Below are 24,506 nucleotides of genomic sequence, written 5' to 3' on the forward strand. Positions count from 1 at the left end.
ATAGATAGAAATTAGTGGGTCAGTCCTAGTGGGTCATTGTGAAGCGGCGCAGCGGCTTTGGCGCCCACCAGTTGGTCTCACCAAAGAGCCTCATCAGCGCTGGAACTAACAAAGCGCGAATTAGCGTGGCATCTAGCAGTACGGCAAGTGAAACTCCAAAGCCCAACATCTTGATCGATGTCACGCCGCTAGTCATAAATGCAGCGAAGACGACTGCGAGAAGGAGCGCTGCTGCAGTAATTATTCGTGCAGAACGTTGCAGTCCAGTTGCTACTGATTCGATATTGCTCTTGCCAGCCATATGTTCTTCGCGAATGCGAGAGAGCAGGAAGAGTTCGTAATCCATGGAAAGTCCAAAGACAACAACGGCAACCAAAATTACGGTGCCCGAGTCTAAAGTGCCGGTAACGGTGAAATCACCGACAAGCCATTTGAGATGACCTTCAATGAAAATCCAAGTGACTGCGCCAAGAGTTGCAGTTAGCGATAGAGCATTTAGCAACACCGCTTTAATCGGCAAGATAATTGAACCGGTAAAGATAAATATCAATATCATCACCCAGAATGCGATCCAACCAAGTGCCAGCGGCAGAGTTCTGGAGATTCCACTCTGTGAATCTGTGAAATCGGCAGCTGCACCACCAATTAAAGTCCCTGCAGGTTTATCCAATGTGCGAATCTCTTTGATTAGTCTTTCAGCATCCATAGTGCGTGAAGATTGGCCAGGAATTACTTGGATACGCAAATCATTTCCGTAAGTTTCAATCACACCCACGCGTGAAATTCCTTCGACCTTAGCGACCGTTGAAAGGAAAGTATTTACTTCGCTTTCTCTTCCGACGCCATTTGGGATAACAACTTCAATGGGGCTACCTTCAAATCCGCTAAATCGTTCGGTGATCTTTGCTGAACTAATCGCAGTAGGATCACTTGCTGGCAGAACGCGAGAATCTACCTGTGCAAATGCAATATTTGTAATTGGCGCAGCCATTACTCCGAGCAGAAGAAGTGAACCAATCACAACAGGCACTGGTCGTTTCATGACATTACGCGCAGTGTGCGCCCAACGACCATCTTCTTTTGGAGTTATTCCACCTTTTCGTACAGCACCCTTATCAATTTTGTGTCCAAGTAGCGCCATGATTGCAGGTAGCGGAATTAACGCGCCAAGAACTGCCAAGGTAACAACGCTTACTCCGGCATAGCCAAATGACTTAAGAAAATCTAAAGGAAAGAATAAGAGCGCGCTAAGCGTTACCAGAACTGTGAGTCCTGAGTAGAAAACTGTCTTTCCTGCAGTGTTAATTGTTGTGCGCACCGAGTCCTCAACGCTCTTTCCAGAGTGCAACTCTTCACGGAAGCGATTGACCATTAATAAGGCGTAATCAATACCAAGACCTAGCCCTAGACCGGTGATCAAGTTAAGAGCAAAAATGCTCACATTGGTAAAGAGAGTAATTAGATAAATAATAAAGAAGGCGCCGAGGATTGCGCTAATTCCAACTACCAGCGGCATCGCTGATGCAACGAGTGCTCCAAATACAAAGATAAGTAGTAAGAAAGTCAGCGGTATCGCGATTGATTCGGCAAGCAACAAATCTTGTTCAATTTTATGGTTAATCGCATAAGTAACTACACCGGCACCTGCTGCATAGATCGTCAGATCTCCGCGTTTACCATCGAAAGCAGCTTGAATATCTTTACCAATTTGTCCGATCGAATCAAAGTCGCCTACCTCAGTATTTGCATAGGCAAATAAAAATGCCGCTTTACCGTCAGTAGATTTCAAGTTAGGTGCGCCACCAGTTGACCAGAAAGATAAAGTCTTTGAGATTCCAGCAATTTGCCCGACTTCTTTCTCAACTGCAAGTGCTTGTTGTGAAATCGCAGCGTCATCAACGCTCTTGTCACCGCTATCAATAATTAAAATAGCAACAGGTTCTTCAACTTTGAACTTTTCAGATAAGTATGTTGCCGCTTTTGCAGATTCGCTATTGAGGTCTGAATATCCACCCGAATCCAATTTTCCGAAAGCGAGTGAACCGATGCCACCGGCGAGGAGAATTCCGAGAGTGAAGAGGATTAAAACACGCTTGCTGCGCTTAACTATGAAATGACCGAGGCGTTCGAACACAAGCAAACTATGTAGGATTAGCCATAGTTAGGCAATTGAGAATTGCGTATTGAGGGGGTGAACCGCGTCATGTCACAACTGTTCCCAGAATCTTCTAAAGATGAACGCGATCCGCGTGAGGATGAAAACGAATCAAAGCGACGCGAGGAAGAGATTAAAGGCGATAAGCCGCCTCATCACGACGACTGATCTCAGCAACTATTCAGATTTAGATGGTGTTGCAGGTTTTGGTGCTGAATCTGTTTTATAGAAACCAGATCCTTTAAATACAACGCCAACTGCAGAATAAACTTTTTTAACTTCGCCCTTACATTCAGGGCAGGAAGTTAGGGGCTCATCAGAGAAGCTCTGGAACGCCTCAAAGGCGTGCTCGCAAGCAGAACATTGATATTGATATGTAGGCACGCGCTATCACTCCTTCTCTTATTCTTTTAAATCACAGCCCCAAATCACAGGCTAGGGGCTGGTGGTTAAGTCTAAAGAAGTGAGACGATAGAGGCGAATTGAGAGGCAGGTCTACCAAGTGAAGCGTTTAGCGGCAGTCATTGCAGCGCTGGGATTTACCGTTCTTCTAGCAGCGCCTGCGCTTGCTAACTCTCTTGTTGCCACATCACCAATCGCTGGTTCGACTCTGAAAGTAGAGCCAAGTGCAGTGACGATCACTGTTGAAATCACACCTATGGATATGGGCAATGAAGTAACTGTCACAGATCCATCCGGTCGTCGCGTAGATGATGGCACCTTAACTGTCGCCGGAAACGATTTGATTGTTGGAATGAAACCAATTACTCAGTCAGGTGTTTATAAAGTCTCTTACAACATTATCTCCGAAATGGATCTGCCACTCGAAGGATCTTTCGTCTTTAACTTTTCAACTCCAACAATTTCCGTGCCTGAAGAAGTGGTTCCAACAACGCCTGCAAAGATAGAAGGCAGCGACTTCGGAACAAACTTATTTGTAATCGGACTGCTTGTTGCCTCACTTGCAGTTCTGATTGCACTTGCGCTCTATGCGCGAAAGATATTTAACGAGCGATGAATTTACTGGAGATAAGTAAATTCTTATCCCTAGCTGCGGGCATCACCACAATCGGTTTGCTCCTGGCCATCGCCTTCTTTTTAAATGATGTTGAGGGAAAACTTGGCGAGAGAGCCAAAGCCCTAAGAAACATAACTGCAATTGCGGCTCTCACTTGGGCGATAGCAACTGGTATTTCGATAGTTGCCACATTGGCGACTATTCTCGGAACAGATCTATCTGGGGCTTTAGATCCAACTTCAATGCGTTCCTTTATCTCGCAGATAACGCTCGGCAAATATATGTTTGCCCAACTCTGTTTGGCGCTACTAGTTGCATCAGTAGCGATTCGTATCAGAGGCGTTGCCGGAGCAAACGCACTGCTCTTGCTAAGTCTGGCGGCGATCATCGCACCAGTCTTTGAAAGCCATTCTGCATCTAGCGGTTCACATGCACTGGCGATTGGATCCTTAGTTGTACACGTGGTTGCAATTTCTCTCTGGGTTGGTGGTTTAGTAGCGATCACCTTCTTAAAAGCTGAAGATCGTGCAATGGCGCTGCCACGCTTTAGCGCTCTGGCTTTATGGGCGGCGATAGCAGTATCAGCAAGCGGAACTGCAAATGCTTGGGCCAGACTTAATTTCCAAAGCGCTTGGAGTTCAGATTATGCGCGCTTAGTTCTCCTAAAGATTTTATTAACTGCAGTACTTATCTTCTTTGGCTATCTAAACCGCCGCCAATTAAAGGGATCACTCAAATTAGATGGAAAGCAGTTGGGCCGTTTACTTTCAGTTGAAGTATTGATCATGGCTGTAACTACCCTCGTTGGTTCAAAACTTTCAACGATGCAGCCACCTTTGCGTTCCGAAAGCTCTGTACTTGATCCTGGCTTGGCAGTTGCTGGAATCGCAACGCCACCACCTCCAAACCTTTGGCGCTTGATCTCGCTCTACGATCCTGATGCGTTGATGATTGGTGTATTGGTAACTGCCGTCGCACTCTATATAAGAGGAGTAATCATTCTTACGCGCCGCGGAGATAAGTGGCCAGTAGGACGAACCGTTGCCTTTGCACTTGGAATTAGCGCAATTGATTATGCGACAAGCGGTGGCTTAGGTGTTTACGCCAAGTTCTCATTCGAGTATCACATGATCGCGCACATGCTTCTCGGAATGGTTGCACCAATCGGAATCGTTTTAGGAGCACCAATTACCTTGGCGCTGCGCACTTTGCCACAAGGTCGTACGAGTGAAGAACGCGGAGTTCGTGGAACGCTAATTGCATTGCTTCATTCAAAACCGGCGGCGGTATTCACAAACCCAGTCTCTGCTCTGGCCCTCTTTGATGGCTCACTCTTTGTTCTATATATGACTCCGCTCTTTGGAAATTTGATGCAGTCGCATCTCGGCCATCTTGTAATGAGCGTTCACTTCTTACTTGCCGGAATTCTTTTCTTCCACGTAATAATTGGCATTGATCCAAATCCCCGAAAAGTTCCACACATTGTGCGCATAGTTATTCTCTTTGCAGCTATGAGCATCCACGCCTTCTTTGCGGTCGCACTAATTTCCACTTCGACTCTGCTCGATCAGGGCTACTTTGCTTCGCTGCAAACACCATGGAATTTAGATTTGCTGGCAGACCAGCACGCTGGTGGTTCTGTGGCATGGGCGATGGGCGAGATCCCAATCCTGCTTGCGCTGGTTGCCACTTTTATTCAATGGATGCGCGATGACTCTCGCGAGACCAAGCGCATTGATCGAAATGAAGCGCGCTTAGCGGCCATGGGTGAACCTGATGAACTTGCTCAATACAATGCATACTTATCTAACCTTGCAGAACAAGACCGAGATAGAAAAGGCAGAGGCTAACGATGAGCGCGAACGATCTTTACGCACTTCCATCTGAGTACAACGATCTACGTGAGAGCGTTCGCGCGCTTGCTGAAAATGAGATCGCACCACATGCCGCCGCTGTAGATGAAGACCATCGCTATCCGCAAGAAGCAGCAGATGCTCTGCTTAAAGCCGGACTAAGCGCTGCTCACGTTCCAACTGAATTTGGTGGAGAAGGTGCAGATGCACTTGCCGTAGTAATTATTATTGAAGAAGTTGCCCGGGTTTGTGGTTCGTCATCACTTATCCCTGCAGTTAATAAACTTGGATCGTTGCCGCTAATTCTGAGCGGAAGCAAAGCGCAGAAAGAAAAGTGGCTGCCACAGCTTGCAAAAGGTAAAGGATTTTCTTACTGCCTCTCTGAATCTGAAGCGGGCTCAGATGCATCGGCACTTAAAACCAAGGCAGAGTTAAAAGATGGATCTTGGGTAATCAATGGAAGCAAAAAATGGATCTCTAACGCTGGCGTATCTGAGTTCTATACAGTTATTGCGCAAACTGATCCAAGTAAAGGATCAAAAGGAATAACGGCCTTTATCGTTGAAAAATCTGACCCTGGAGTTTCTTTTGGCGCCCCAGAAAAGAAGATGGGTTTTCGCGGATCACCAACGCGTGAAGTTTATTTCGATAACGTAACAATCGGAGATGATCGCCGCATCAGCGAAGTTGGAGCAGGATTTGCACTCGCGATGGATACTTTAGATCACACTCGCATCACCATTGCCGCGCAAGCTTTAGGTATTGCACAAGGTGCGTTAGATGTTGCAACCAAGTACTCACACGAACGTAAACAATTTGGTAAAGAGATCTTTGATTTCCAAGGTGTGCAATTTATCTTGGCAGATATGGCGATGAATATTGAGGCTGCTCGTCAATTAACTTATGCAGCAGCAGCTCGTAGCGAACGAGGCGATAAAGATCTAAAATTCTTCTCTGCAGCGAGCAAGACATTCGCGAGCGATGTTGCCATGAAGGTAACAACAGATGCAGTGCAGGTTTTGGGCGGATATGGCTATGTCTCTGACTATCCAGTCGAACGCATGATGCGTGATGCCAAGTTAACTCAAATTTACGAAGGCACTAATCAGATTCAGCGAATTGTTATGGCGCGCAATCTACCTAAAGGTTAATTGAAGCTAAGAATTGAATCTAAGAATTAAATCTGGTGTTGCCGCAGCGTTTAACGGCATATCAAATTCTTCGCGAGGTAGATCAACGCTAGAGATCTCATCTGGATGGATCAATCCGATACTCCATGCTGAGAGTTTCGGAAGTGCGCGATCGTAGAAGCCGCCGCCTTGTCCTAAGCGATATCCAGATCTGTCAATACGTAGAGCCGGAACAACAATTAAATTGATCACTGAAAGATCGGTAAGCGCAGCACCGGTTGGTTCAAGAAGTTGTTTTGATAACTTGCTTGGCGCAAGTTGATCGCTCGCTCCGCTCCAACGCACCCATGCGAGATCGACGCCGTTTACTCGCGGCAGGTAAAGATCTTTGCCGCTCTTCAATAACGCTTCATTTAGCTCTTGCGTATTTGGTTCATCGCCATAAGAGATATAACTGGCGATAGCGCTTGCCTTAGAAAATTCTGAAGATGTAGCAAGGTGTGAAAAAGAGTGATCTAGATATCTTTCGTGGCGTTCAAAACGATAGCGAGTGCGAAGTTCAGACTTCTCGCTTGCTGCACTCATCTAAATCCCCAATTATCTACTGCACTAGAAGTATTGTTTCCGATTATGTCAGACCGCACTCGTGTAGATGAGTTTCTCTCCTCTCTATTAGCGATCTGTCGACCACTCGAAGCGTTCGAGATGTCCCTGCTAGATGCGCATGGCGCAACTCTTGCCGAGGATATTTATGCCGGAGAACGTCTAGTTCTCAAATCCGGTTCCAGAATTCGCTCGACCCAGATCGGACTTGCTGCATCTATTGGACGCGATCATTTGCCTACGCGTCCGCACCCGCGCGTTGTTGTGCTTTCAGCAGGTCCAGATTTAGTTGAACCAGGTAAAGAGTTAAAGGCCGGCGAAGAGTACGAGACTAATTCGTGGTTGCTAACTACTGCAGTGCGTGAAGTTGGAGCAGTTGCATATCGTGTCCACACAATTCCTGACGATGAAGCCCAACTGCAGGCGGTTATTGAAGATCAATTAGTTCGCGCTGATTTAATTATTATCAGTGGAGAACGCAATGATGATTCATTTGATTTGATTACCCGCACACTTTCGGCAATGGGTGAAATAACCACCGTCGATATCGCTATCGAATCTAGCGGCCGTCATAACTTTGGTGTTATTGGTCCGGATAAGACTCCGGTCGTAACTCTGCCAGGTGATCCAGTCGCTGCTTACATCTCATTTGAACTTTTCATCCGGCCGATGATTCGCACAATGCTTGGTGCGGCAACAATTCATCGCCCATCGATTAAGGCAAAGCTGGAGAAAGCAATCACCTCTTCTGGCGGATATCGTTCTTATATCCGTGCGGTCTTATCTGAAGATGGAAAATCTGTTCTTCCGTTGCTATCTCAAGGTTCTAGTACTCAAGATGAACAAGCCACTCTCTCTGATGCCAATGCATTTATCGCTGTTCCAGAAGGTGATCTAAATATCACCGCAGGCAGTGATGTCACAGTTGTCGTGCTCGAGCGCCGTTATATATAAGTATTGATATAGGTCTAAATATGTCTAAGCACTGGCCGATTTTCTTAACTGATGGCGAGTTGCAATTACGCCCGCTGCGAATCCGCGATCGTCGTCGTTGGCTTCATGTTCGTGCTGAAAATAAAGATTGGCTCTCTGATTGGGAGGCCACCCTTCCGAAAGTTCCAGGAGAGAAGAACTCCAGCCAACTCCCTTCATTTAGCGAGATGGTGAGATGGCATCGCCGTGAAGGACGAAACGGACGCTCTTACTCATTAGCTATCTGGCAGATTAACGAGCAAGGGCGCAACCTAATCGGGCAGATAACGATGGGCGGTGTTTCATATGGAGCGATGCGCGGGGCGCATATCGGCTATTGGATAGATCGCGCATATGCCAACCGTGGATTTACAACACAAGCGGTAAATGTGTTGACCCGCTTTGGCTTTGAAGAACTGGCCTTGCATCGAATCGAAATAAATATTCGCCCCGAAAATGCACCTTCGATAAAGGTCGCCGAGAAAGCTGGCTATATTTTTGAAGGTTTACGACCTAGGTATTTACATATCGATGGAAAATGGCGTGACCATCACTGTTATGTGAAAGAAAATTTCCAGGTCATTTAACCCTCTAAATCCACAGGGTGGCAGGGGTGCTCCTCTAACCTTGACCTATCATGGCTTCTGGAATTATTTATCTTTCGATTATCGGCATGTGGGTGGCTTACTTCCTCCCACGCTGGGTGCACGATCGAAACGAGTTCTCTGGAAAAAATGTAGAAAGATATAAAAGTGCGCTTCGCATAGTTGCAGAAAATTCTCCAGGTGGAAGTTCTGGAACCGGGGTAATTCACACCGACCTAGATCGAGAAGCAAAAATTGCCCAACAACTTATGCGCCGCAGAATTATTTTCTTGTTAATTATTATCGCTTTCGTAATGACGACAGTAGGTGCGATTATGCAAACTCTTGCAATTTCATTTATCGGAGTGCCAGTAGTTGGATTAGTTCTCTACTTGGTACATGTTCGCCACCAGACAACAACGGACCGAGCGCGTCGCCGCCGCGTTACTCAGATTCATCGCACAACAGTTGGTGTCTCATCAACAAATTTGGCAGATGTTGTTGCACCGAAGCCTTCAACTGAACATTGGATTCCACTTTCCGAACGCGAACTTACTGGTGTAACACTTTTGCCTAAGGGAACAGCAGCCGCTCGCGGAGAATGGCAACCAAACTCTGTGCCGGTTCCAACTTATGTAAATGCTCCTAAGGCGATTACTCCAAAGCGGGTAATTGATCTGACGACACCTGGACAGTGGAGTGAAGAACAAGAGCGCCTAGAACGCGAAGCCCTTGCCGCGGCTGCGCCATCACGTGATGAAATATTTGATCAGCAACTTGCAGATGAAGCTGTTGAGCGCATGAAGCGCAACCGCGCCGCTAACGAATAGTTAGATTTAAACCCAGGAAGGCAGCCACATACGCGCCTGCCATGAATCGTAGGTAATCACATCTCCTGTGAAAAGCGGCAGGAAGAATATGAAGTTTATAAAGATCGCAAAGGCGATAAAACCCAGAACCAGATAGGTATTTCGCTTACTTTCAAAGTGCATAAGTAGCGCGTAGGCGCAGTAAATAACGGCGAGAATCAAGAAGGGCTGAAAGACAATTGCGTAGAAGGTAAAAACCGTGCGCTCTTGAAAGAAGAACCAAGGTAGATATCCAGCAGCCATTCCAGCAATAATTAAATTAAGTGGCGGCTCATAACGTTTAACGGCTATCGATCTAATCCAAAAGCCAACAACTACAGCAAGTGCGATAGTTCCCAACCACCAGAGCAGCGGAGTTCCAAGCGCTAAAACTTCTTGCGAACAATTATCTGCCCCGCAGGTCTTTGGGGTTTCGTAGTAGAAAGATGTTGGTCTTCCCATTATCAACCAACTCCAAGGATTGGATTGGTAAGAATGTTTTTCGACTAACCCGGTGTGAAAGCCCAACATTTGGGAGTGATAGTGAAGGAATGATGTAATTATATTTTCGGAGTAATCGCGCGCCCATCCGCGGCTACTGGCAAACCAACCAGACCAAGAAGTTATATAAATTGATATTGGTAGCAACCCATATTGCGCTGCGGTCTTTACAGTCGGCTTGATTAAGTCACGCCCAGTGTTATGTGCAAATGCTCGATAGAGTGCAACAACTGCAAATAGCGCAAGGAAATGCAGCCCGCTCCATTTGGTTGCAACCGCTAGACCAAGTGCGATACCAGCCCACCAGTGCCAACGCGCCAAGAAGAAATAAGTCGCAAGCAGAATGAAGAATGAGAGATAGATATCCAGCAACGCGGTACGAGAATGTACTAACGCTAATCCATCCATCGCCATTAGCGCACTTGCCGCAATTGTTAGATAGGAATTTCTAAATAAACGATTTGCGATAAGGGCGATTAAAACAATCATGGCAGAGCCAAGAAGTGTGCCCATAAAGCGCCAACCAAATTCGTTATCCCCGAATAGCTTTATACCTAGCGCTATCAGCCACTTTCCAACCGGTGGGTGAACGACAAATTCTGGGTCATCTCCAGATATTTCAACGCCGTGTGCCAAATAATCGCGCGCACCATCTACGTAATAAACCTCGTCAAAGACGAAGCCCTTCGGAGTTCCGAGATTGAAGAGCCGCAAGGCAAGTGAGATCAAAGTGATCGCGCCAACGTAGATGCGGGTTTTCACATACCTAGCGTACTGAGAGGATGTACCCATGGCGCTCACGTTGGCAGCAACTCCTCTGGGAAATCCCGGCGATGCAAGCCCGCGCCTAAAAGATGCGATCGCAAACGCTGAAGTTATCGCCGCTGAAGATTCGCGCCGCTTTCATCGCTTATGTTCTGATATCGAAGTTACCTTTACTGGCCGAGTTATTTCATTCTTTGATGGCAATGAAACAGAACGCACGCAAGAGATTCTTGAATTATTGCGCGCTGGAAAAAACGTCTTGGTTGTATCGGATGCTGGCATGCCAACAATTAGCGATCCGGGATTTCGTTTAGCACGTGATGCGATCGCTGAAAATTTAGCGGTAACAGTTATTCCTGGACCAAGTGCACCGGTTATGGCCCTTGCGCTCTCTGGGCTTGCAACAGATCGCTTTACCTTTGAAGGGTTTGCACCGCGCGCACTTGGCGCGCGTCAAGCACTCTATGAATCACTCCGCTTTGAAGAGCGCACGATGGTTTTCTTCGAAGCGCCACATCGCATCACCGAATCACTGCAAGATGCCCTTGCGGTATTTGGTAGCGATCGCAAGGCAGCGATCTGTCGCGAGATGACCAAGACTTATGAAGAAACAGTTCGCGGAACTCTTGCTGAACTAGTTGCATGGTCGACCTCAAAAGAGATTTTGGGGGAGATAACCATGGTTATTGCAGGCGCGGCTGTCGGAACGGCAGAAGTCACTGCAGATCAGATGGTTGCGCGAGTTCGTGAATTTGAGGCGGCGGGCATGGATCGCAAGGCGGCAATTGCAACTGTGGCCGATGAATTCGACCTGCCTAAGCGGATCGTTTATGCAGCGGTAGTTGATGCGAATAAGATGCCTTCGTGAAATCTTTCTACCTAACAACGCCGATTTACTATGTAAATGATGCGCCACATATTGGCCATGCATATACAACCGTTGCCGGCGATGTCTTAACTCGCTGGCATCGCCAACGCGGCGAATCTGTCTGGTTCTTAACTGGCACCGACGAGCATGGTCAGAAAGTAATGCGCACCGCTGAGCAAAATAACGTTGCTCCACAAGCGTGGGTAGATCGTTTGGTGCAAGAAGCGTGGAAGCCAAATTGGACTGCGCTTAATATCGCGAACGACGATTTCATCCGTACCACTGAAGCCCGTCACACCGAACGTGTGCAAAAGTTTCTGCAATCACTTAAAGATGCTGGGCATATTTATGCTGGTAAATATGAAGGCCCATATTGCGTCGGCTGCGAAGAATTTAAGCTGCCTGGCGATCTAATCGATGCCGATGGACAGAAGCTCTGCCCTATTCATAGCAAGCCGGTTGAACTCGTCAATGAAAATAACTGGTTCTTCCGTTTATCTGCATTTGTTGAGCCGCTCTTAGAGCACTACCGCAAAAATCCAGATGCCTGCCAACCAGAAAGTGCACGCAACGAAGTTGTCTCATTCCTTGAAGGTGGCGTTTCTGATCTTTCAATTTCACGTTCTACATTTGATTGGGGCATTCCGGTTCCTTGGGATACCGATCAAGTTGTATACGTTTGGTTTGATGCGCTCCTTAACTACGCAACTGCAGTCGGTTTAACAGATGCGCCAGATACAGAAGGTGGCAAGAAGTTTGCACAGACTTGGCCAGCAGATGTACATCTAGTTGGAAAAGATATTTTGCGTTTCCACGCAGTTATCTGGCCGGCGATGTTGATGGCTGCAGGTTTAGAAGTTCCTAAGAAAGTATTTGCTCACGGTTGGTTGCTAGTTGGCGGCGAGAAGATGAGTAAGAGCAAGCTCACTGGTATCGCACCTTCTGATATCACCGATCACTTTGGCGTTGATGCCTTCCGTTATTACTTCTTGCGCGCTATTCCTTTCGGCAGCGATGGATCTTTCTCTTGGGAAGATATGTCGGCTCGCTACACATCAGAGCTCGCAAATGACTTTGGCAACCTGGCTTCACGCTTGGCTGCGATGATTGAAAAATACTGCGAAGGTAAAGTGCCGGCGAAAGCTACCGATGCCGGACTTTCTGCAGCGCTAACTAGCACCGTTGAAAAAGCCGATGCTGCAATGGTCGCACTTGATTTCCAGGGCGGAATCAACGCGGTTATGGATTTCTGCAAGAAGGTAAATGGCTATGTCACCGAGAAAGAGCCATGGATCCTGGCGAAAGATCCAGTAAATAAAGCAGTGCTAGAAGAAGTTTTATATAACACCGCCGAATCACTTCGCGCACTTGCTGTCTTGTTGCATCCGGTAATGCCGGCAACAACAGAAATCTTGTGGGAATCACTTGGTGCAAATGCAACTATTGGTTCACTTGCAGATCAGCAGATCTCAAAGGTTGCACAATGGGGACAACTTCCCGAAGGAACTCTTGTAACTAAGACTCCAGTGCTATTTCCACGACTCGAGACTAAAGAGTAATTTCCTATGGCAGATCGCCACAATCGCGATATTGATCGCCCACTGGCGCCAGCGCCGAAACCACTTCCTGTTCCAACGGTCGATGCACATGCGCATTTAGAAATCGTTACCGATGCTGCACCTGATTCGGCAGAAGTAAAGCAAGTTTTAGATGATGCAAAAGCCGCTGGCGTAGATCGCGTTGTACAAGTTGGATATTCGGCAGAACAATCAAAATGGTGTGTTGCAGCAGCCGAACACTTTAACGACCGCGTGCTTGCCGCAGTTGCGCTGCATCCCAATGAAGCGCCCGTTGTTCCTGATTTAGAAGCCGACTTAAAAATCATCGAAGAACTTGCGAGCCACCCACGAGTCCGTGCAATTGGTGAGACGGGTTTAGATTATTTCCGGACTCCACCAGAACTTCGCAAACGCCAACAGGATTCATTTAAATGGCATATTGAATTAGCAAAGAAGACAAAGAAGGCGTTAGTAATCCACGATCGTGACTCACATGATGATGTCTTATCTATCTTGCTCGAAGTTGGCGCTCCCGAAAAGACTGTCTTTCACTGCTTCTCAGGCGGGGTAGATATGGCCAAGCTCTGCATTGATCGCGGATACATACTCTCTTTCGCAGGCACGCTAACTTTTAAGAACGCCCCCGAACTTCGCGATGCGGTAAAACTTGTGCCACACGATCAACTATTGGTTGAAACAGATTCACCTTTCTTATCTCCTATGCCAAATCGCGGCGCGCTAAATACACCAGCGCAGATTGCAAATATCGTTCGCGCTATGGCTGAAGAACGTAATGAGAGCGTTGGCGCACTCGCCCAGGCGCTTTCCGATAACGCCGAACGCATCTTTGGATCATTTGCCGCAGGTTCTACGTTATGACCCTGCTTGGTGCTGCAGAAATTCGCGCCCTTGCTGAAAAGTTAGATTTAAAACCTGCCAAAGCACTTGGCCAGAATTTTGTAATTGATGCCAATGTTTGCCGCAAGATTGTTCGCACCGCAGGCGTTACTGCCGGTGATGTCGCACTTGAGATCGGTCCGGGCCTCGGTTCGCTAACTCTTGCGCTGATGGAAGAAGCAACCAGCGTAATTGCCGTTGAAATTGATTCACGTTTAGCAAACCAACTACCTATAACAGCTGCGCTACATAGCGATCGCAGCGAAATTCTCACTGTCATCAATCAAGATGCTCTTCAAGTTAAATCACTTCCAGGTGAGCCAACAGTCTTAGTTGCGAACTTGCCTTACAACGTTTCAGTTCCGGTCTTCTTACATCTTCTAGAAATTCTGCCAACTCTGCGTAGTGGTGTTGTTATGGTGCAAGCCGAAGTTGCAGATCGCTTGGCCGCAAAACCAAACACTAAGGAATATGGAATTCCGAGCGTTAAAGCGGCATGGTGGGCAGATGTAACAGGTGCTGGTTCAGTTTCTCGTTCGATCTTCTGGCCAGCGCCAAATGTGGATTCGAAGTTAGTTGGATTTAAACGTCGCGCAACACCGGGCGATGAAAAGCTTCGTAAGGAAGTCTTTACGATTATCGATCTAGCATTTGCACAACGTCGCAAGATGCTACGTGCTGCTCTTTCATCTCGCTATGGCGGTTCCGCTGCTGCCGAAGCGCACTTGATTGCAGCGGGAATCGACCCAACGTTGCGCGGTGAATCACTCGACATCCATGGCTTCTGCAAAATTGCCCAACAAGGATTAGAGTCTTAGCGTGTCCAAAAGTAACCGCAACTCTGTCACCGTACGAGTTCCTGCCAAGGTGAATCTGCAATTGGCAGTTGGCCCACGTGAGGCCGATGGTTTCCATAATTTAGTTACTGTTTTTCAAGCGATCTCAATTTATGACGATGTCACGATTACAAAATCTGCACCAGGTAACGGAATAACTATTTCAATCATCGGTGATCACACACACGGAGTACCAGCCGATTCCACTAATTTGGCGGTAAAGGCAGCGCAGTTAATCGCCGACGACTACGACTTTGTCATTGATGCCCATATAGAAGTGAATAAATCGATCCCTGTTGCAGGTGGCATGGCAGGTGGCAGCGCCGATGCCGCCGCAGTAATAGTTGGCGTAAATGAACTTTACGAACTCGAGATGTCACGAGAAGAGATGCACGAATTCGGCTCACAACTTGGTAGCGATGTTCCATTTATGATTTCTGGTGGCACTGCAATTGGTCAAGGTCGCGGCGATCAATTAACTGCAGCGTTATCGCGCGGCACATATCACTGGGTTTTAGCGCTCTCAACCGTTGGTTTATCAACTCCTGCGGTTTATCAAGAGTGCGATCGACTGCGCGCTGGTTTAGATATCGCAGCTCCCCAAACGAGCGATGCGCTGATGCAATCTTTACTCGCTGCAGATTCGAAAGCAGTTGGTCAGGCGCTACATAACGATCTGCAATCCGCGGCTTGCTCGCTCCGCCCGGCTTTAACTTTAGTTCTAGATGTTGGCGAAGAATATGGCGCACTTGGTTCGATCGTTTCTGGCTCTGGGCCAACAGTTGCATTCTTGGTTGCCGATGAAGAGCAGGGTTTAGACTTGGCTGTTGCGTTAACTTCTAGCGGAGTTGTTGGAAGCGTTGCCCGAGCTTATGGACCAGTGCACGGTGCCAAGGTCATCTAATTTTTTTAGTTTTCTACTTTTCTTCCAAGTGCGCAGCGAGTGCGCTAAGTAAATCGGCTAGAGCGACTTTCTGATCACGGGTTAAGCCCTTTAACAGTTCACGTTCTTGTTCAAGCAAACCCTCCAAAGCCTTATCTACTGCGCGCATTCCGGATGCCGTTAAAGTAACGAGTGATCCACGGCCATCATCAGGATCTGGTTGGCGGGTAATCAATTTCAATTCTTCTAAGCGATCTAAACGATTTGTCATGGTGCCACTTGTGACAAGTGTTTCTTGCATAAGTGCGCCAGGGGAGAGTTGATATGGATCGCCAGAACGACGCAGCGCAGCTAAAACATCGAAGCCCGAAGTTTCCAGATCGGCGAAAGCATCACGACGGGCGATATCTAAATTTCGAGAGATTCGTGAAATACGGCTAAGCACCGCAAAGGGGCTGATATCTAAATCGGGGCGCTCGCGCTTCCAATCCGCGATTAGGCGGTCGACTTCATCACGGTGCGCGCTCATAGGTCTAGAGGATATATCGCTTACGGGGATCGCCCCGAAATGGTCGCGAGCACACATAGATATGAGGGAGAATATGCGTTCCGCCATTGTGTAGTGGCTAGCACATGGGCCTTTGAAGCCCAGGGTCCAGGATCGATACCTGGTGGCGGAGCAATTTAGATTGCCCGCCGATGGTGCTAGCGGAGCGTTAGACTTAACTACATGAGTGCAAATCTCGAAACGGTTGTTGTTCTCGCCGCCGGTGAAGGCACTCGCATGAAATCATCAACGCCAAAGGTTTTGCACGAAGTTGCCGGTCGCTCACTTGTCGGCCATGTTCTAAACGCCGTTAGCGCGCTCGCCCCAAAACAAGTACGCGTTGTCGTTGGCGCAGGACGCGAAGCAGTTGAAGAACATCTACGCGAAGTCGCACCTAACGTCACAACAGTCTTCCAAGAACGTCGCGGCGGCACCGGCCATGCAACTCAGTTGGCGCTCGCAGGTACAGATATTTCAGGAACTATCTTGATCTTGGCCGGCGATACGCCGATGCTTACCGGCGAATCACTTAGACAACTTCTCGCCACTCACCACGAAGGTGGCTTCACCGCATCAGTTTTAACTGCAGAACATCCTGACCCAACTGGTTACGGGCGCATTGTTCGCGGCGATGATGGCTCACTACTTCGCATCGTTGAAGAGCGCGATGCTGATGATTTTGTTAAGGCTATTTACGAAGTTAATTCAGGGGTTTACGCATTCGATGCTAAGAAACTTGCTGGAGCGATTGGCAAGCTAACTAACGATAATTCCCAAGGCGAGCTATATCTAACTGATGTCATCGAAATTCTGCGCAATGAAGGCGGAACAATCGCAGCTGCGCTAATCGAAGATTTCATCGAAATCTTGGGAGTTAACGATCGCGTCCAGTTAGCAGAAAGCGCTGCTTTGCTCCGTGATCGCATCAACGAAGGTTTCATGCGCGCGGGAGTAACAATTGTTGATCCGACAACAACTTGGATTGATGCAACTGCAGAGATCGCAAACGATGTAACTATCTTTCCTGGTACTGCGATCTTGGGAGCTTCAAAGATCGCAACTGGCGCAGTTATTGGGCCTCGCACAACGCTGGAATCTTGCAAGGTGCTTGAGGGCGCAAACATTGTTGAATCGAATTGTTTTGAAGCAACTATCGGCGCCAGTGCAAACGTTGGCCCGTACTCATACTTACGTAAAGGCACCGTTCTTGGAACTGGCGCAAAGGCTGGCGCATTCGTTGAAATTAAGAATGCAAAAGTTGGCGATGGTTCTAAAGTTCCACATCTTTCATATGTGGGCGATGCCACCATCGGTGAAGGCTCAAATATTGGCGCGGCCACGATCTTTGTTAACTATGACGGAGTAGATAAGCATCACACCACTATCGGAGATCACGTCCGCATCGGTAGTGATTCGATGTTAGTTGCACCTGTTTCAATTGGTGACGGGGCTTACACCGCGGCTGGTTCTGTAATTACTGAAGATGTTCCGGCCGGTGCCATGGGTGTCGCTAGAGGTAAGCAACGAAATGTATTAGGTTGGGTCATGCGCAAGCGATCCGGCACCAAATCAGCAATTGCTGCCGAAGCTTCCGAAAAACGCGACGAGAAGAAAGGCTAATTTCCTTGAGCGAAATTCGTTTGTCCTCAGAGAAAAAACTTCGACTCTTTTCAGGCCGCGGATTTCCTGAGCTCAGCGAAGCAGTAGCCGAAGAACTTGGTATTCCGCTAACACCAACATCCGCATATGACTTTGCCAATGGCGAAATTTTTGTTCGCTTCGAAGAATCAGTTCGTGGTTGCGATGCCTTTGTAATTCAAAGCCACTCTGCGCCAGTTAATAAGCAGATCATGGAACAACTAATCATGGTCGATGCGCTAAAGCGCGCATCTGCAAAGCGCATCACCGTGGTCGCACCTTTCTATGGTTATGCACGTCAAGATAAGAAGCACCGTGGTCGCGAGCCAATTACCGCACGTCTGATGGCAGATCTCTACAAGGCAGCTGGCGCTGACCGCCTAATGGTTGTTGATCTTCACACTTCACAGATTCAAGGTTTCTTCGATGGACCAGTTGATCACTTATTTGCACTACCAATGCTCGCAAACTACGTTGGCAGCAAAGTAGATCGCACTCGCCTAACAATTGTTTCTCCTGACTCAGGTCGCGTACGCGTTGCCGAGCGCTGGTCAGAACTACTTGGTGGCTGCCCAATCGCATTTATCCATAAAACCCGCGATCCACGTATTCCAAATGAATCAGTTACCGGAAAAGTTGTTGGTGAAGTCGAAGGCCAGACTTGTGTAGTAATTGATGACATGATCGATACTGCAGGAACAATCACTAAAGCTGTAGATGCCTTATTTGCAGCAGGTGCAAAAGAAGTTATCGTCGCGGCAACGCACGCGGTCTTTTCTGGCCCAGCAGTTGATCGCCTAAAGGCTTCCAAGGTCACCGAAGTTGTCGTGACCGATTCACTTCCGATCGATGAAGATAAGCGCTTTGATGGGCTGACCGTCCTCTCAATCGCGCCGCTTCTGGCTCGTGCGATCCGCGAAGTCTTCGAAGATGGCTCCGTAACAAGCCTTTTTGACGGACACAGCTAAGCCGCGCTAACCTTTGCCCAGGTTTCCGGCGAGGGTGAAAAACTCCGTAATCGACGGTAAGGATTTAACTCCTGCTGGAACTTCGTGTTAAAAAAGTAAAGCCCCGAAGTATTCAGATCAAATCAAACAGGAGTAATAAAAATGGCTGAAATCAAGATCACCGGAACAACTCGCACAGAGTTCGGTAAAGGCGCATCACGTCGCGCACGCGTTGCAGGTCTAGTTCCTGCAGTTATCTACGGCCATGGCGAGAAGCCACAGCACATCACACTTCCAGCGCGCGAACTCGGCGTTGCTTTGAAGCAATCAAACGTTCTCCTTCAAATCGATATCGATGGCAAGGATCAACTAACACTTCCAAAGGCGATTGTTCGCCATCCACTTAAGCAGATCCTTGAGCACATCGACCTAGTCGCTGTTCGTCGTGGTGAAAAAGTTACTGTTGGCGTTCCTGTTCACACAGAAGGCGAACACGATCGTGACGGAATTCTTGAGCACGTTAACCACACAATTGAAGTTGAAGTTGAAGCAACTGCTATTCCTTCATTCTTCACACTTGATCTAACAGGTCTTGCAGCTGGTCAATCACTCTATGCAGAGAACGTTGCACTTCCTGCTGGCGTTAAGTTGATCTCTGACCCACGCACAATCGTGGTTCACCTATCTGAGCGTTCAACTGCGGTTGAAGAAGTTGCAGTTGTTGCACCCGCTGCAGATGCAGCAGCGGCACCAGCAGCTGATGCAGAGAAGAAAGACGCTTAAGCCTTACTCTTTACCTCGTGAGTACATCTCCTTGGATAATTGTTGGCCTCGGTAACCCGGGCGAACAATATGAAGCCACTCGCCATAACGTTGGCCAGATGGTTATTGATGAACTCGCTAAACGTCACAACGTAAAGCTAAGTACACACAAGTCACGCACCGACATCGCCGCCTATAAGTTAGGCGTCGGTGTCGATGCTTTTTCGGTGATCCTTTCAAAATCAAAGAGTTACATGAACGAATCTGGCGGACCAATCAAAGCTCTCGCTAACTTCTATTCAGTGGAACCACAACAGGTAATTGTTCTTCATGATGAGTTAGATATTCCCTTTGCCGCAATTCGTTCCAAGATCGCAGGCGGAGATAATGGCCATAACGGTTTGAAATCGCTCACCTCAGCGTTTGGCACCGCTGAGTACTACCGCGTTCGCCTCGGCATAGGTCGCCCAATGGGACAGCAAGACCCAGCTGACTTTGTATTGAAGCAATTTAGTAAGGAAGAGAAGAAAGATTTAGGAGAATTTCTAGATCGTGGCGCAGATGTTGTTGAGTCTTTAATTTCTAAGGGGTTGGATTTCACGCAGTCGAGATTCAATGGTTGAGTTTTAGGCTTTCATTTTCTAACCGTTCTACCGCTATTCATTTAAATGTAACTAACTTCTTTCGGGTTACTTTCAAGTAGACGCTCATACTATTAATGCTTCCCCGGCCATTTCAACACAAAGAAGGGAAGCAGTCATGTCAAAATATTTAGAATTTCCAAATTGCTTTGTCTGTCGATCAATTGAGTTGGAAATAGTGAGCAATGACGATTTCGGTCCAATGACGCTATGCGGGGAATGCGGTTATTCCTGGGTAGCCACCTTTGAAGATATAACAAATACAATATTCAAGACAATAGCTTCATAAATTAGAAGGTATTCGTGGTGAAAACCAGCACCGCGGCCACGCTTTAACTGAAATCAAACTAGAGAACCTCTCATGTCAAAGGCCTCAGCAACACGGTCAACGGCAACCACCATTGCTGCTGTCCGTAAATCCACTGAGTATTGTTTGGAAACTTTATGTACATTTCCAAACGCTTTATCCATGCGCAGATCAAGTTCGCGACGAAATTTTTCTAGGGGCCAGCTAAATTCTTGAATATTTTGGGTCCATTCAAAGTATGAACCCATTACACCTCCAGAGTTGGCCAATATATCTGGAACTATCACTACTCCAGCTGCACGAAGTTCGCGGTCGGCTGTAATTGTTAACGGTTGATTGGCACCTTCAACTATGAAATCTGCATTGATCTTTCCGCAATTGGTCTCATTTATTACACCGCCGAGCGCTGCAGGAATCAATACTTCACAGTTTATTTCCAATACTTCATCTGAAGTAATTCTCTCGTAGCCTTCTACGGTTTCAAGAGTCTTATGCCCGAAAATCTCTTTGATATCAATACCGCTCTTATCTTTAATTCCACCTGTTACATCTGAGATTGCAATCACTTTCATGCCAAGTTCTTGGCATACCAGCGCCGCATATCTGCCAACGTTTCCAAACCCTTGTATGGCAACTGTTGCACCTTTAACTTTTGCATCGTGTTTCTCTAAGGTTGCAGCAGTAATTTGTGCAACTCCACGTCCAGTTGCTTCTTCACGGCCATGTGCGCCGAAGAGTTCTACCGGCTTGCCAGTTACGCATGCTGGTTGAAATCCTTCCAGGCGATGAAATTCATCCATCAACCATGCCATGGTGCGCGAATCAGTCCCCATATCGGGCGCTGGAATATCCCGATGATGTCCCAAAACGTGCACAAGCGATCTGGTCCAACGGCGAATAATTTCTTCTTTTTGAATTGGCGTTAACTTAGAAGCATCAACAGCGACGCCACCTTTTGCGCCACCGAATGGGACGTCAATCAGGGCGGTTTTCCAAGTCATCAAGGATGCGAGTGCGCGAACCTCATCAAGATCAACATCTTGGTGGAATCTAATGCCACCTTTACGAGGTCCACGTGCGCTGTTGTGTTGAACTCGATAACCGGTTAGCACATCCACTTCACCATCACGTCTCAGCGGAATAGAGATAACAACTTCACGTTCGCAACTGCTAAGGGCCTTTATTACGCCAGGTTTGATTTTTAGTAATTCACCAGCCTGTGCAACTTTTTCGTTTACTTCATCAAACGCTGAAGATCCAGAATGTGTCATGTTGTAAACAGTATGGAACAATGAAATCTTAGATAAGGAAAATTACCCATATTCTTGGTGAAATCCAGGTAAACGCGAACATTTGGTCAGCCTGTATTCCGAAGGCCTGCTGCGACGCCGTTAATTGTAAGCAAAAGCGCACGAATCAACATGGCATCAGATGATTCTCCAGCAGTGCGCACACGGTGCAAGAGGTTTACTTGAAGTAGATGCAGTGGAGAAAGATATGCATCGCGCACCTGCAAGGTACGAGCCAAAATTGGTTGATCTCCCAGCAGCGTCTCTTTCTCAGTCAGAGCGAGGATCTCTTTTACTGTTAACTCAAATTCCTCAGTAATTGTTTCGAGGAAGTGGTGAAGCTCGGCCGGAACCAGAGTTTCCACATAACGCTTTGCAGTTACTAAATCTGTCTTCGCTAAAGTCATCTCCACGTTGCTAATAAAGGTATGGAAGAAGTGCCATTCCTTAAGCATCTTCTTCAAGACATCTGTCTTACCTGCCTCGCGCGCAGCCTTAAGCCCAGTACCAACTCCGAACCAACCTGGCACGATCTGACGTGATTGGGTCCAACCAAATACCCACGGAATTGCACGGAGTGAATCGAGCCCGCCTGCAGCATCTGGGCGACGCGATGGACGTGAACCTAAGAAGAGATTTCCAAGTTGTTCTACCGGTGTTGAGGCATAGAAGTAGGCAGGAAGATCTGGATGATCAATCAACTTTCGGTAGCGCGCAAATGAGTTATCGCTAATCAAATTCATGCATTCATTCCACTGGGCTAAATCAGTTGGGCTTTGACGGGCCGCGCGATTAAGAATCGTTGCTTCAAGAGATGCGGCAAGTGTTAACTCAACATTCTCGCGAGCAAGTGCTGGAAGTGCGTACTTGTCGCTAATAACCTCGCCTTGTTCGGTCATCTTGATCTGACCATCAACTGATCCCCATGGAAGTGCAACCAACGCATCGTAAGTAGGTCCGCCACCACGGCCGACAGAACCACCGCGACCATGGAATAAACGAAGTTTTACGCCGTACTTCATAGCGACATCACGGAGCGCGCGTTGTGCACGGTGGATCTCCCACTGGCTTGTTGCAATACCTGCATCTTTATTTGAATCTGAATATCCCAACATCACTTCTTGTACATCATCACGCAGTGCAACAAGTGCGCGATAAGTAGGATCAGAAAGAAGTTTTTCTAGGATTTCACCGGCAGCACGAAGTTCGGCAACTGTTTCAAGAAGTGGTGCAAAACCGATCTTGGCGACCTTCTTGTCGAGATCAACTAGCCCGGCAGCCTTGCCGATAACTGCTGCAGCAACTAGATCATCTGCACCCTTTGTCATTGAGATGATGTAAGTCTCGATGACTTCAGGACCGAATCTTGCAATCAGATCATCAATTGCTTTAAAGGTATCGAAAGTCTTCTTACCGGCTGCGTCTAGCGTTGATAGATCAAGCAAACTCTTCTTACCTAACTCTGAAATGAGCAGCGGAAACTTTTCGTCATGTGACAGGTCAATGTAGCCAGCAGGCATGACTTGCTTTAGAAGGCCGTGGTGGGCATCTGAATGTTCGCGCACATCGAGAGTTGCATGGGTAAGTCCGAAGGCGGCGATACTGCGGATTGTGCGCTCTAGAAAGCCGGTTGCGATTAGCTCGCCACGATGGGCAGCCAATGAATCGCGCATCAAAGTTAAATCTGCAATTAGTTCTGCAGAGTTCGCATAGTCGCGCCCTGGAACGTGTGGAGCCTGTGAAGCATGGCGAGTGCGCGTAAAGACCAAACGATGAACGATCGCTGTGGCCTTCAAGCGATATGGCTCTTGTTGATTTAAGCGCAAGAAACGTGGCTCAAACTCTGGAATATTCTTTAAATCTTTTTCAATAGAAGCTTGTAATTCAGGGGTTGTGCCAACGATGCGAGTTGAAATAGAGAGCATCTGGCGCAGCTCATCCATAGCCGAAATCGTGGTGCGGATCGCATGAGCAACCTGCAGCGCAATTGCATCTTCAGTTACTTGCGCAGTGATATTTGGATTACCGTCACGATCGCCACCGATCCAGGTGCCGAAGGTAAGTGGGCGGGCAGATACTGGAAGATTGATATCAAGACGCGTTAGCTCGCGTGCAAAATCATTTAAAACTTCTGGAACGGTATTCAAAGCAAGATCATCTAGGTAATAAAGAGCGTTCATCGCTTCATCAAGTGGTTCTGGGCGATTAAGGCGAAGTTCATCGGTCTGCCAAAGGAGATCTACAGTTTCTGCCAAGCGCTCGTTCTGGCGCGGATTTAAATCTTGGTCTAACAACTTTGCTACTTCACCAAGTTTATTGAGGATCGAACGACGCGCAGCTTCGGTTGGGTGTGCGGTAAATACGGGGCGAACCATAAGTTCGCTAACCCATTGTTCTAAATCTGCCTGAGTAAAGGAATGGCCCGGAGTTTGTGCTTTATAAGCCTCTTCAATTTTATCGATCGCGCGACTTAGCCAAGAGCCACCTACTGCACGAGATTGCGCAAGAACACGTGCGCGGTGAACTTGTTCTGCGACATTTGCTAAATGGAAGTAAGTACTAAAGGCGCGCACCAATTGCACGGAATCTTCGACAGAGAGTTTTTCTAGCAGTTCAATACCGCCACCTTCGCGGACCGCTTTACGTACAGATTCAACGAGGTCGAGAAGTTCTTGTCCTTCTTGGCGAACAAGTGATTGACCTAGTAGATCGCCAAGCTTTCGCACATCGCTACGCAAAATCGCATCATCGCTTGCGATGTTGTTGGCGTTAGCGGGGCTCTGTGTCACGGGCATATCCTCTCAGGAATACTCATGAGTTTGATACGCGATTATGCGCGTTAGACTTAAGGCATTCAGCCCCCTCCCTTTTGGGAACGGGGCCTTACGGCGTTTTCTCACATA

General features: G+C 47.6%; 21 protein-coding genes, 1 tRNA gene and 1 pseudogene. 16 read left to right on the forward strand and 7 right to left on the reverse strand.

Annotated elements, in window-relative coordinates:
- Positions 1-25: 25 nt before the first annotated feature.
- Both A1sIIB60_RS00590 and A1sIIB60_RS00595 read right to left on the reverse strand, forming a co-directional pair.
- Positions 26-2,134, reverse strand: a complete 2,109-nt coding sequence (locus tag A1sIIB60_RS00590) for an MMPL family transporter (RefSeq protein WP_095688792.1) — start codon at positions 2,132-2,134, stop codon at positions 26-28.
- A 201-nt stretch (positions 2,135-2,335) separates the two neighbouring features.
- Positions 2,336-2,539, reverse strand: a pseudogene (locus A1sIIB60_RS00595) (FmdB family zinc ribbon protein); the annotation flags it as partial.
- A gap of 118 nt (positions 2,540-2,657) precedes the next feature.
- Here A1sIIB60_RS00595 and A1sIIB60_RS00600 point away from each other — a divergent pair.
- From A1sIIB60_RS00600 to A1sIIB60_RS00610, 3 genes are read left to right on the forward strand one after another with little or no spacing between them, the layout of a single operon-like run.
- On the forward strand, positions 2,658-3,173 hold the full coding sequence (locus tag A1sIIB60_RS00600; RefSeq protein WP_095671778.1) for a copper resistance CopC family protein: 516 nt from the start codon (positions 2,658-2,660) through the stop codon (positions 3,171-3,173).
- Positions 3,170-5,023 carry a bifunctional copper resistance protein CopD/cytochrome c oxidase assembly protein gene (locus A1sIIB60_RS00605; RefSeq protein WP_095688793.1) on the forward strand — a complete coding sequence of 618 codons (1,854 nt, stop codon included), beginning with the start codon at positions 3,170-3,172 and terminating at the stop codon, positions 5,021-5,023. The genes A1sIIB60_RS00600 and A1sIIB60_RS00605 overlap by 4 nt, the downstream gene beginning before the upstream one ends.
- Before the next feature lie 2 nt (positions 5,024-5,025).
- Entirely contained in the window at positions 5,026-6,177 is a 1,152-nt protein-coding gene (locus A1sIIB60_RS00610) for an acyl-CoA dehydrogenase family protein (RefSeq protein WP_095688794.1), read from the forward strand.
- A 6-nt stretch (positions 6,178-6,183) separates the two neighbouring features.
- Here A1sIIB60_RS00610 and A1sIIB60_RS00615 read toward each other — a convergent pair whose 3' ends face one another.
- Positions 6,184-6,741 (reverse strand): 5-formyltetrahydrofolate cyclo-ligase, encoded by a 558-nt coding sequence (locus tag A1sIIB60_RS00615; RefSeq protein WP_095688795.1) that lies wholly within the window; start codon positions 6,739-6,741, stop codon positions 6,184-6,186.
- A 45-nt stretch (positions 6,742-6,786) separates the two neighbouring features.
- Here A1sIIB60_RS00615 and A1sIIB60_RS00620 point away from each other — a divergent pair, with 45 nt between their 5' ends.
- From A1sIIB60_RS00620 to A1sIIB60_RS00630, 3 genes are read left to right on the forward strand one after another with little or no spacing between them, the layout of a single operon-like run.
- Positions 6,787-7,713: a molybdopterin-binding protein gene (locus A1sIIB60_RS00620; protein WP_095688796.1), complete on the forward strand. Its 927-nt coding sequence runs from the start codon at positions 6,787-6,789 to the stop codon at positions 7,711-7,713.
- A 20-nt stretch (positions 7,714-7,733) separates the two neighbouring features.
- On the forward strand, positions 7,734-8,318 hold the full coding sequence (locus tag A1sIIB60_RS00625) for a GNAT family N-acetyltransferase (RefSeq protein ID WP_095688797.1): 585 nt from the start codon (positions 7,734-7,736) through the stop codon (positions 8,316-8,318).
- 50 nt (positions 8,319-8,368) lie between these two features.
- On the forward strand, positions 8,369-9,145 hold the full coding sequence (locus tag A1sIIB60_RS00630) for a hypothetical protein (RefSeq protein ID WP_095670596.1): 777 nt from the start codon (positions 8,369-8,371) through the stop codon (positions 9,143-9,145).
- 6 nt (positions 9,146-9,151) lie between these two features.
- Here A1sIIB60_RS00630 and A1sIIB60_RS00635 read toward each other — a convergent pair whose 3' ends face one another.
- A complete protein-coding gene (locus tag A1sIIB60_RS00635; RefSeq protein ID WP_223298693.1) occupies positions 9,152-10,426 on the reverse strand; it encodes a dolichyl-phosphate-mannose--protein mannosyltransferase in 1,275 nt (424 codons plus the stop codon).
- A 28-nt stretch (positions 10,427-10,454) separates the two neighbouring features.
- Here A1sIIB60_RS00635 and rsmI point away from each other — a divergent pair, with 28 nt between their 5' ends.
- From rsmI to A1sIIB60_RS00660, 5 genes are read left to right on the forward strand one after another with little or no spacing between them, the layout of a single operon-like run.
- Positions 10,455-11,297 carry a 16S rRNA (cytidine(1402)-2'-O)-methyltransferase gene (rsmI, locus tag A1sIIB60_RS00640; protein WP_095688799.1) on the forward strand — a complete coding sequence of 281 codons (843 nt, stop codon included), beginning with the start codon at positions 10,455-10,457 and terminating at the stop codon, positions 11,295-11,297.
- Complete coding sequence (metG, locus tag A1sIIB60_RS00645) at positions 11,294-12,856, forward strand: methionine--tRNA ligase (RefSeq protein WP_095688800.1); 1,563 nt, start codon at positions 11,294-11,296, stop codon at positions 12,854-12,856. The genes rsmI and metG overlap by 4 nt, the downstream gene beginning before the upstream one ends.
- A 6-nt stretch (positions 12,857-12,862) precedes the next feature.
- On the forward strand, positions 12,863-13,735 hold the full coding sequence (locus A1sIIB60_RS00650; RefSeq protein WP_095688801.1) for a TatD family hydrolase: 873 nt from the start codon (positions 12,863-12,865) through the stop codon (positions 13,733-13,735).
- Positions 13,732-14,571, forward strand: coding sequence for a 16S rRNA (adenine(1518)-N(6)/adenine(1519)-N(6))-dimethyltransferase RsmA (gene rsmA, locus A1sIIB60_RS00655; RefSeq protein WP_095688802.1), 840 nt, complete (start codon positions 13,732-13,734; stop codon positions 14,569-14,571). Before A1sIIB60_RS00650 ends, rsmA begins: the two co-directional genes overlap by 4 nt.
- Position 14,572: 1 nt before the next feature.
- On the forward strand, positions 14,573-15,493 hold the full coding sequence (locus A1sIIB60_RS00660; protein ID WP_095688803.1) for a 4-(cytidine 5'-diphospho)-2-C-methyl-D-erythritol kinase: 921 nt from the start codon (positions 14,573-14,575) through the stop codon (positions 15,491-15,493).
- 13 nt (positions 15,494-15,506) lie between these two features.
- Here A1sIIB60_RS00660 and A1sIIB60_RS00665 read toward each other — a convergent pair whose 3' ends face one another.
- Positions 15,507-16,001: a MarR family winged helix-turn-helix transcriptional regulator gene (locus tag A1sIIB60_RS00665; RefSeq protein ID WP_095688804.1), complete on the reverse strand. Its 495-nt coding sequence runs from the start codon at positions 15,999-16,001 to the stop codon at positions 15,507-15,509.
- Between the two features lie 79 nt (positions 16,002-16,080).
- Here A1sIIB60_RS00665 and A1sIIB60_RS00670 point away from each other — a divergent pair.
- From A1sIIB60_RS00670 to pth, 5 genes are all read left to right on the forward strand, one after another.
- Positions 16,081-16,152 (forward strand) — tRNA-Gln (locus A1sIIB60_RS00670).
- Positions 16,153-16,202: 50 nt separating this feature from the next.
- Complete coding sequence (glmU, locus tag A1sIIB60_RS00675) at positions 16,203-17,639, forward strand: bifunctional UDP-N-acetylglucosamine diphosphorylase/glucosamine-1-phosphate N-acetyltransferase GlmU (protein ID WP_095688805.1); 1,437 nt, start codon at positions 16,203-16,205, stop codon at positions 17,637-17,639.
- 5 nt (positions 17,640-17,644) lie between these two features.
- Positions 17,645-18,625, forward strand: a complete 981-nt coding sequence (locus A1sIIB60_RS00680) for a ribose-phosphate diphosphokinase (RefSeq protein ID WP_095688806.1) — start codon at positions 17,645-17,647, stop codon at positions 18,623-18,625.
- A 141-nt stretch (positions 18,626-18,766) separates the two neighbouring features.
- A complete protein-coding gene (locus tag A1sIIB60_RS00685; protein WP_095670606.1) occupies positions 18,767-19,387 on the forward strand; it encodes a 50S ribosomal protein L25/general stress protein Ctc in 621 nt (206 codons plus the stop codon).
- Between the two features lie 17 nt (positions 19,388-19,404).
- Positions 19,405-19,989: an aminoacyl-tRNA hydrolase gene (pth, locus tag A1sIIB60_RS00690; RefSeq protein ID WP_095688807.1), complete on the forward strand. Its 585-nt coding sequence runs from the start codon at positions 19,405-19,407 to the stop codon at positions 19,987-19,989.
- Between the two features lie 360 nt (positions 19,990-20,349).
- Here the strand turns inward: pth and A1sIIB60_RS00695 are convergent, their stop codons facing one another.
- The gene (locus A1sIIB60_RS00695; RefSeq protein ID WP_095688808.1) at positions 20,350-21,585 is read right to left on the reverse strand and encodes a Glu/Leu/Phe/Val family dehydrogenase; all 1,236 of its coding nucleotides are present in this window, start codon (positions 21,583-21,585) and stop codon (positions 20,350-20,352) included.
- 86 nt (positions 21,586-21,671) lie between these two features.
- Complete coding sequence (gene ppc / locus A1sIIB60_RS00700; RefSeq protein WP_095688809.1) at positions 21,672-24,398, reverse strand: phosphoenolpyruvate carboxylase; 2,727 nt, start codon at positions 24,396-24,398, stop codon at positions 21,672-21,674.
- Between the last annotated feature and the right edge of the window lie 108 nt (positions 24,399-24,506).

The sequence above is a fragment of the Candidatus Planktophila lacus genome (assembly GCF_002288385.1).
In the GTDB taxonomy this organism is placed as follows: Bacteria; Actinomycetota; Actinomycetes; order Nanopelagicales; family Nanopelagicaceae; genus Planktophila; species Planktophila lacus_D.

What these genes read in the sequence shown, in the direction of transcription:
- A1sIIB60_RS00605 (WP_095688793.1), top strand. Translation starts at nt 3,170, where the DNA reads ATGAATTTACTGGAGATAAGTAAATTCTTATCCCTAGCTGCGGGCATC.
- A1sIIB60_RS00610 (WP_095688794.1), top strand. Translation starts at nt 5,026, where the DNA reads ATGAGCGCGAACGATCTTTACGCACTTCCATCTGAGTACAACGATCTA.
- A1sIIB60_RS00615 (WP_095688795.1), bottom strand. Translation starts at nt 6,741, where the DNA reads ATGAGTGCAGCAAGCGAGAAGTCTGAACTTCGCACTCGCTATCGTTTT.
- A1sIIB60_RS00620 (WP_095688796.1), top strand. Translation starts at nt 6,787, where the DNA reads ATGTCAGACCGCACTCGTGTAGATGAGTTTCTCTCCTCTCTATTAGCG.
- A1sIIB60_RS00625 (WP_095688797.1), top strand. Translation starts at nt 7,734, where the DNA reads ATGTCTAAGCACTGGCCGATTTTCTTAACTGATGGCGAGTTGCAATTA.
- A1sIIB60_RS00630 (WP_095670596.1), top strand. Translation starts at nt 8,369, where the DNA reads ATGGCTTCTGGAATTATTTATCTTTCGATTATCGGCATGTGGGTGGCT.
- rsmI (WP_095688799.1), top strand. Translation starts at nt 10,455, where the DNA reads ATGGCGCTCACGTTGGCAGCAACTCCTCTGGGAAATCCCGGCGATGCA.
- A1sIIB60_RS00650 (WP_095688801.1), top strand. Translation starts at nt 12,863, where the DNA reads ATGGCAGATCGCCACAATCGCGATATTGATCGCCCACTGGCGCCAGCG.
- rsmA (WP_095688802.1), top strand. Translation starts at nt 13,732, where the DNA reads ATGACCCTGCTTGGTGCTGCAGAAATTCGCGCCCTTGCTGAAAAGTTA.
- A1sIIB60_RS00665 (WP_095688804.1), bottom strand. Translation starts at nt 16,001, where the DNA reads ATGAGCGCGCACCGTGATGAAGTCGACCGCCTAATCGCGGATTGGAAG.
- glmU (WP_095688805.1), top strand. Translation starts at nt 16,203, where the DNA reads ATGAGTGCAAATCTCGAAACGGTTGTTGTTCTCGCCGCCGGTGAAGGC.
- A1sIIB60_RS00685 (WP_095670606.1), top strand. Translation starts at nt 18,767, where the DNA reads ATGGCTGAAATCAAGATCACCGGAACAACTCGCACAGAGTTCGGTAAA.
- A1sIIB60_RS00695 (WP_095688808.1), bottom strand. Translation starts at nt 21,585, where the DNA reads ATGACACATTCTGGATCTTCAGCGTTTGATGAAGTAAACGAAAAAGTT.
- ppc (WP_095688809.1), bottom strand. Translation starts at nt 24,398, where the DNA reads ATGCCCGTGACACAGAGCCCCGCTAACGCCAACAACATCGCAAGCGAT.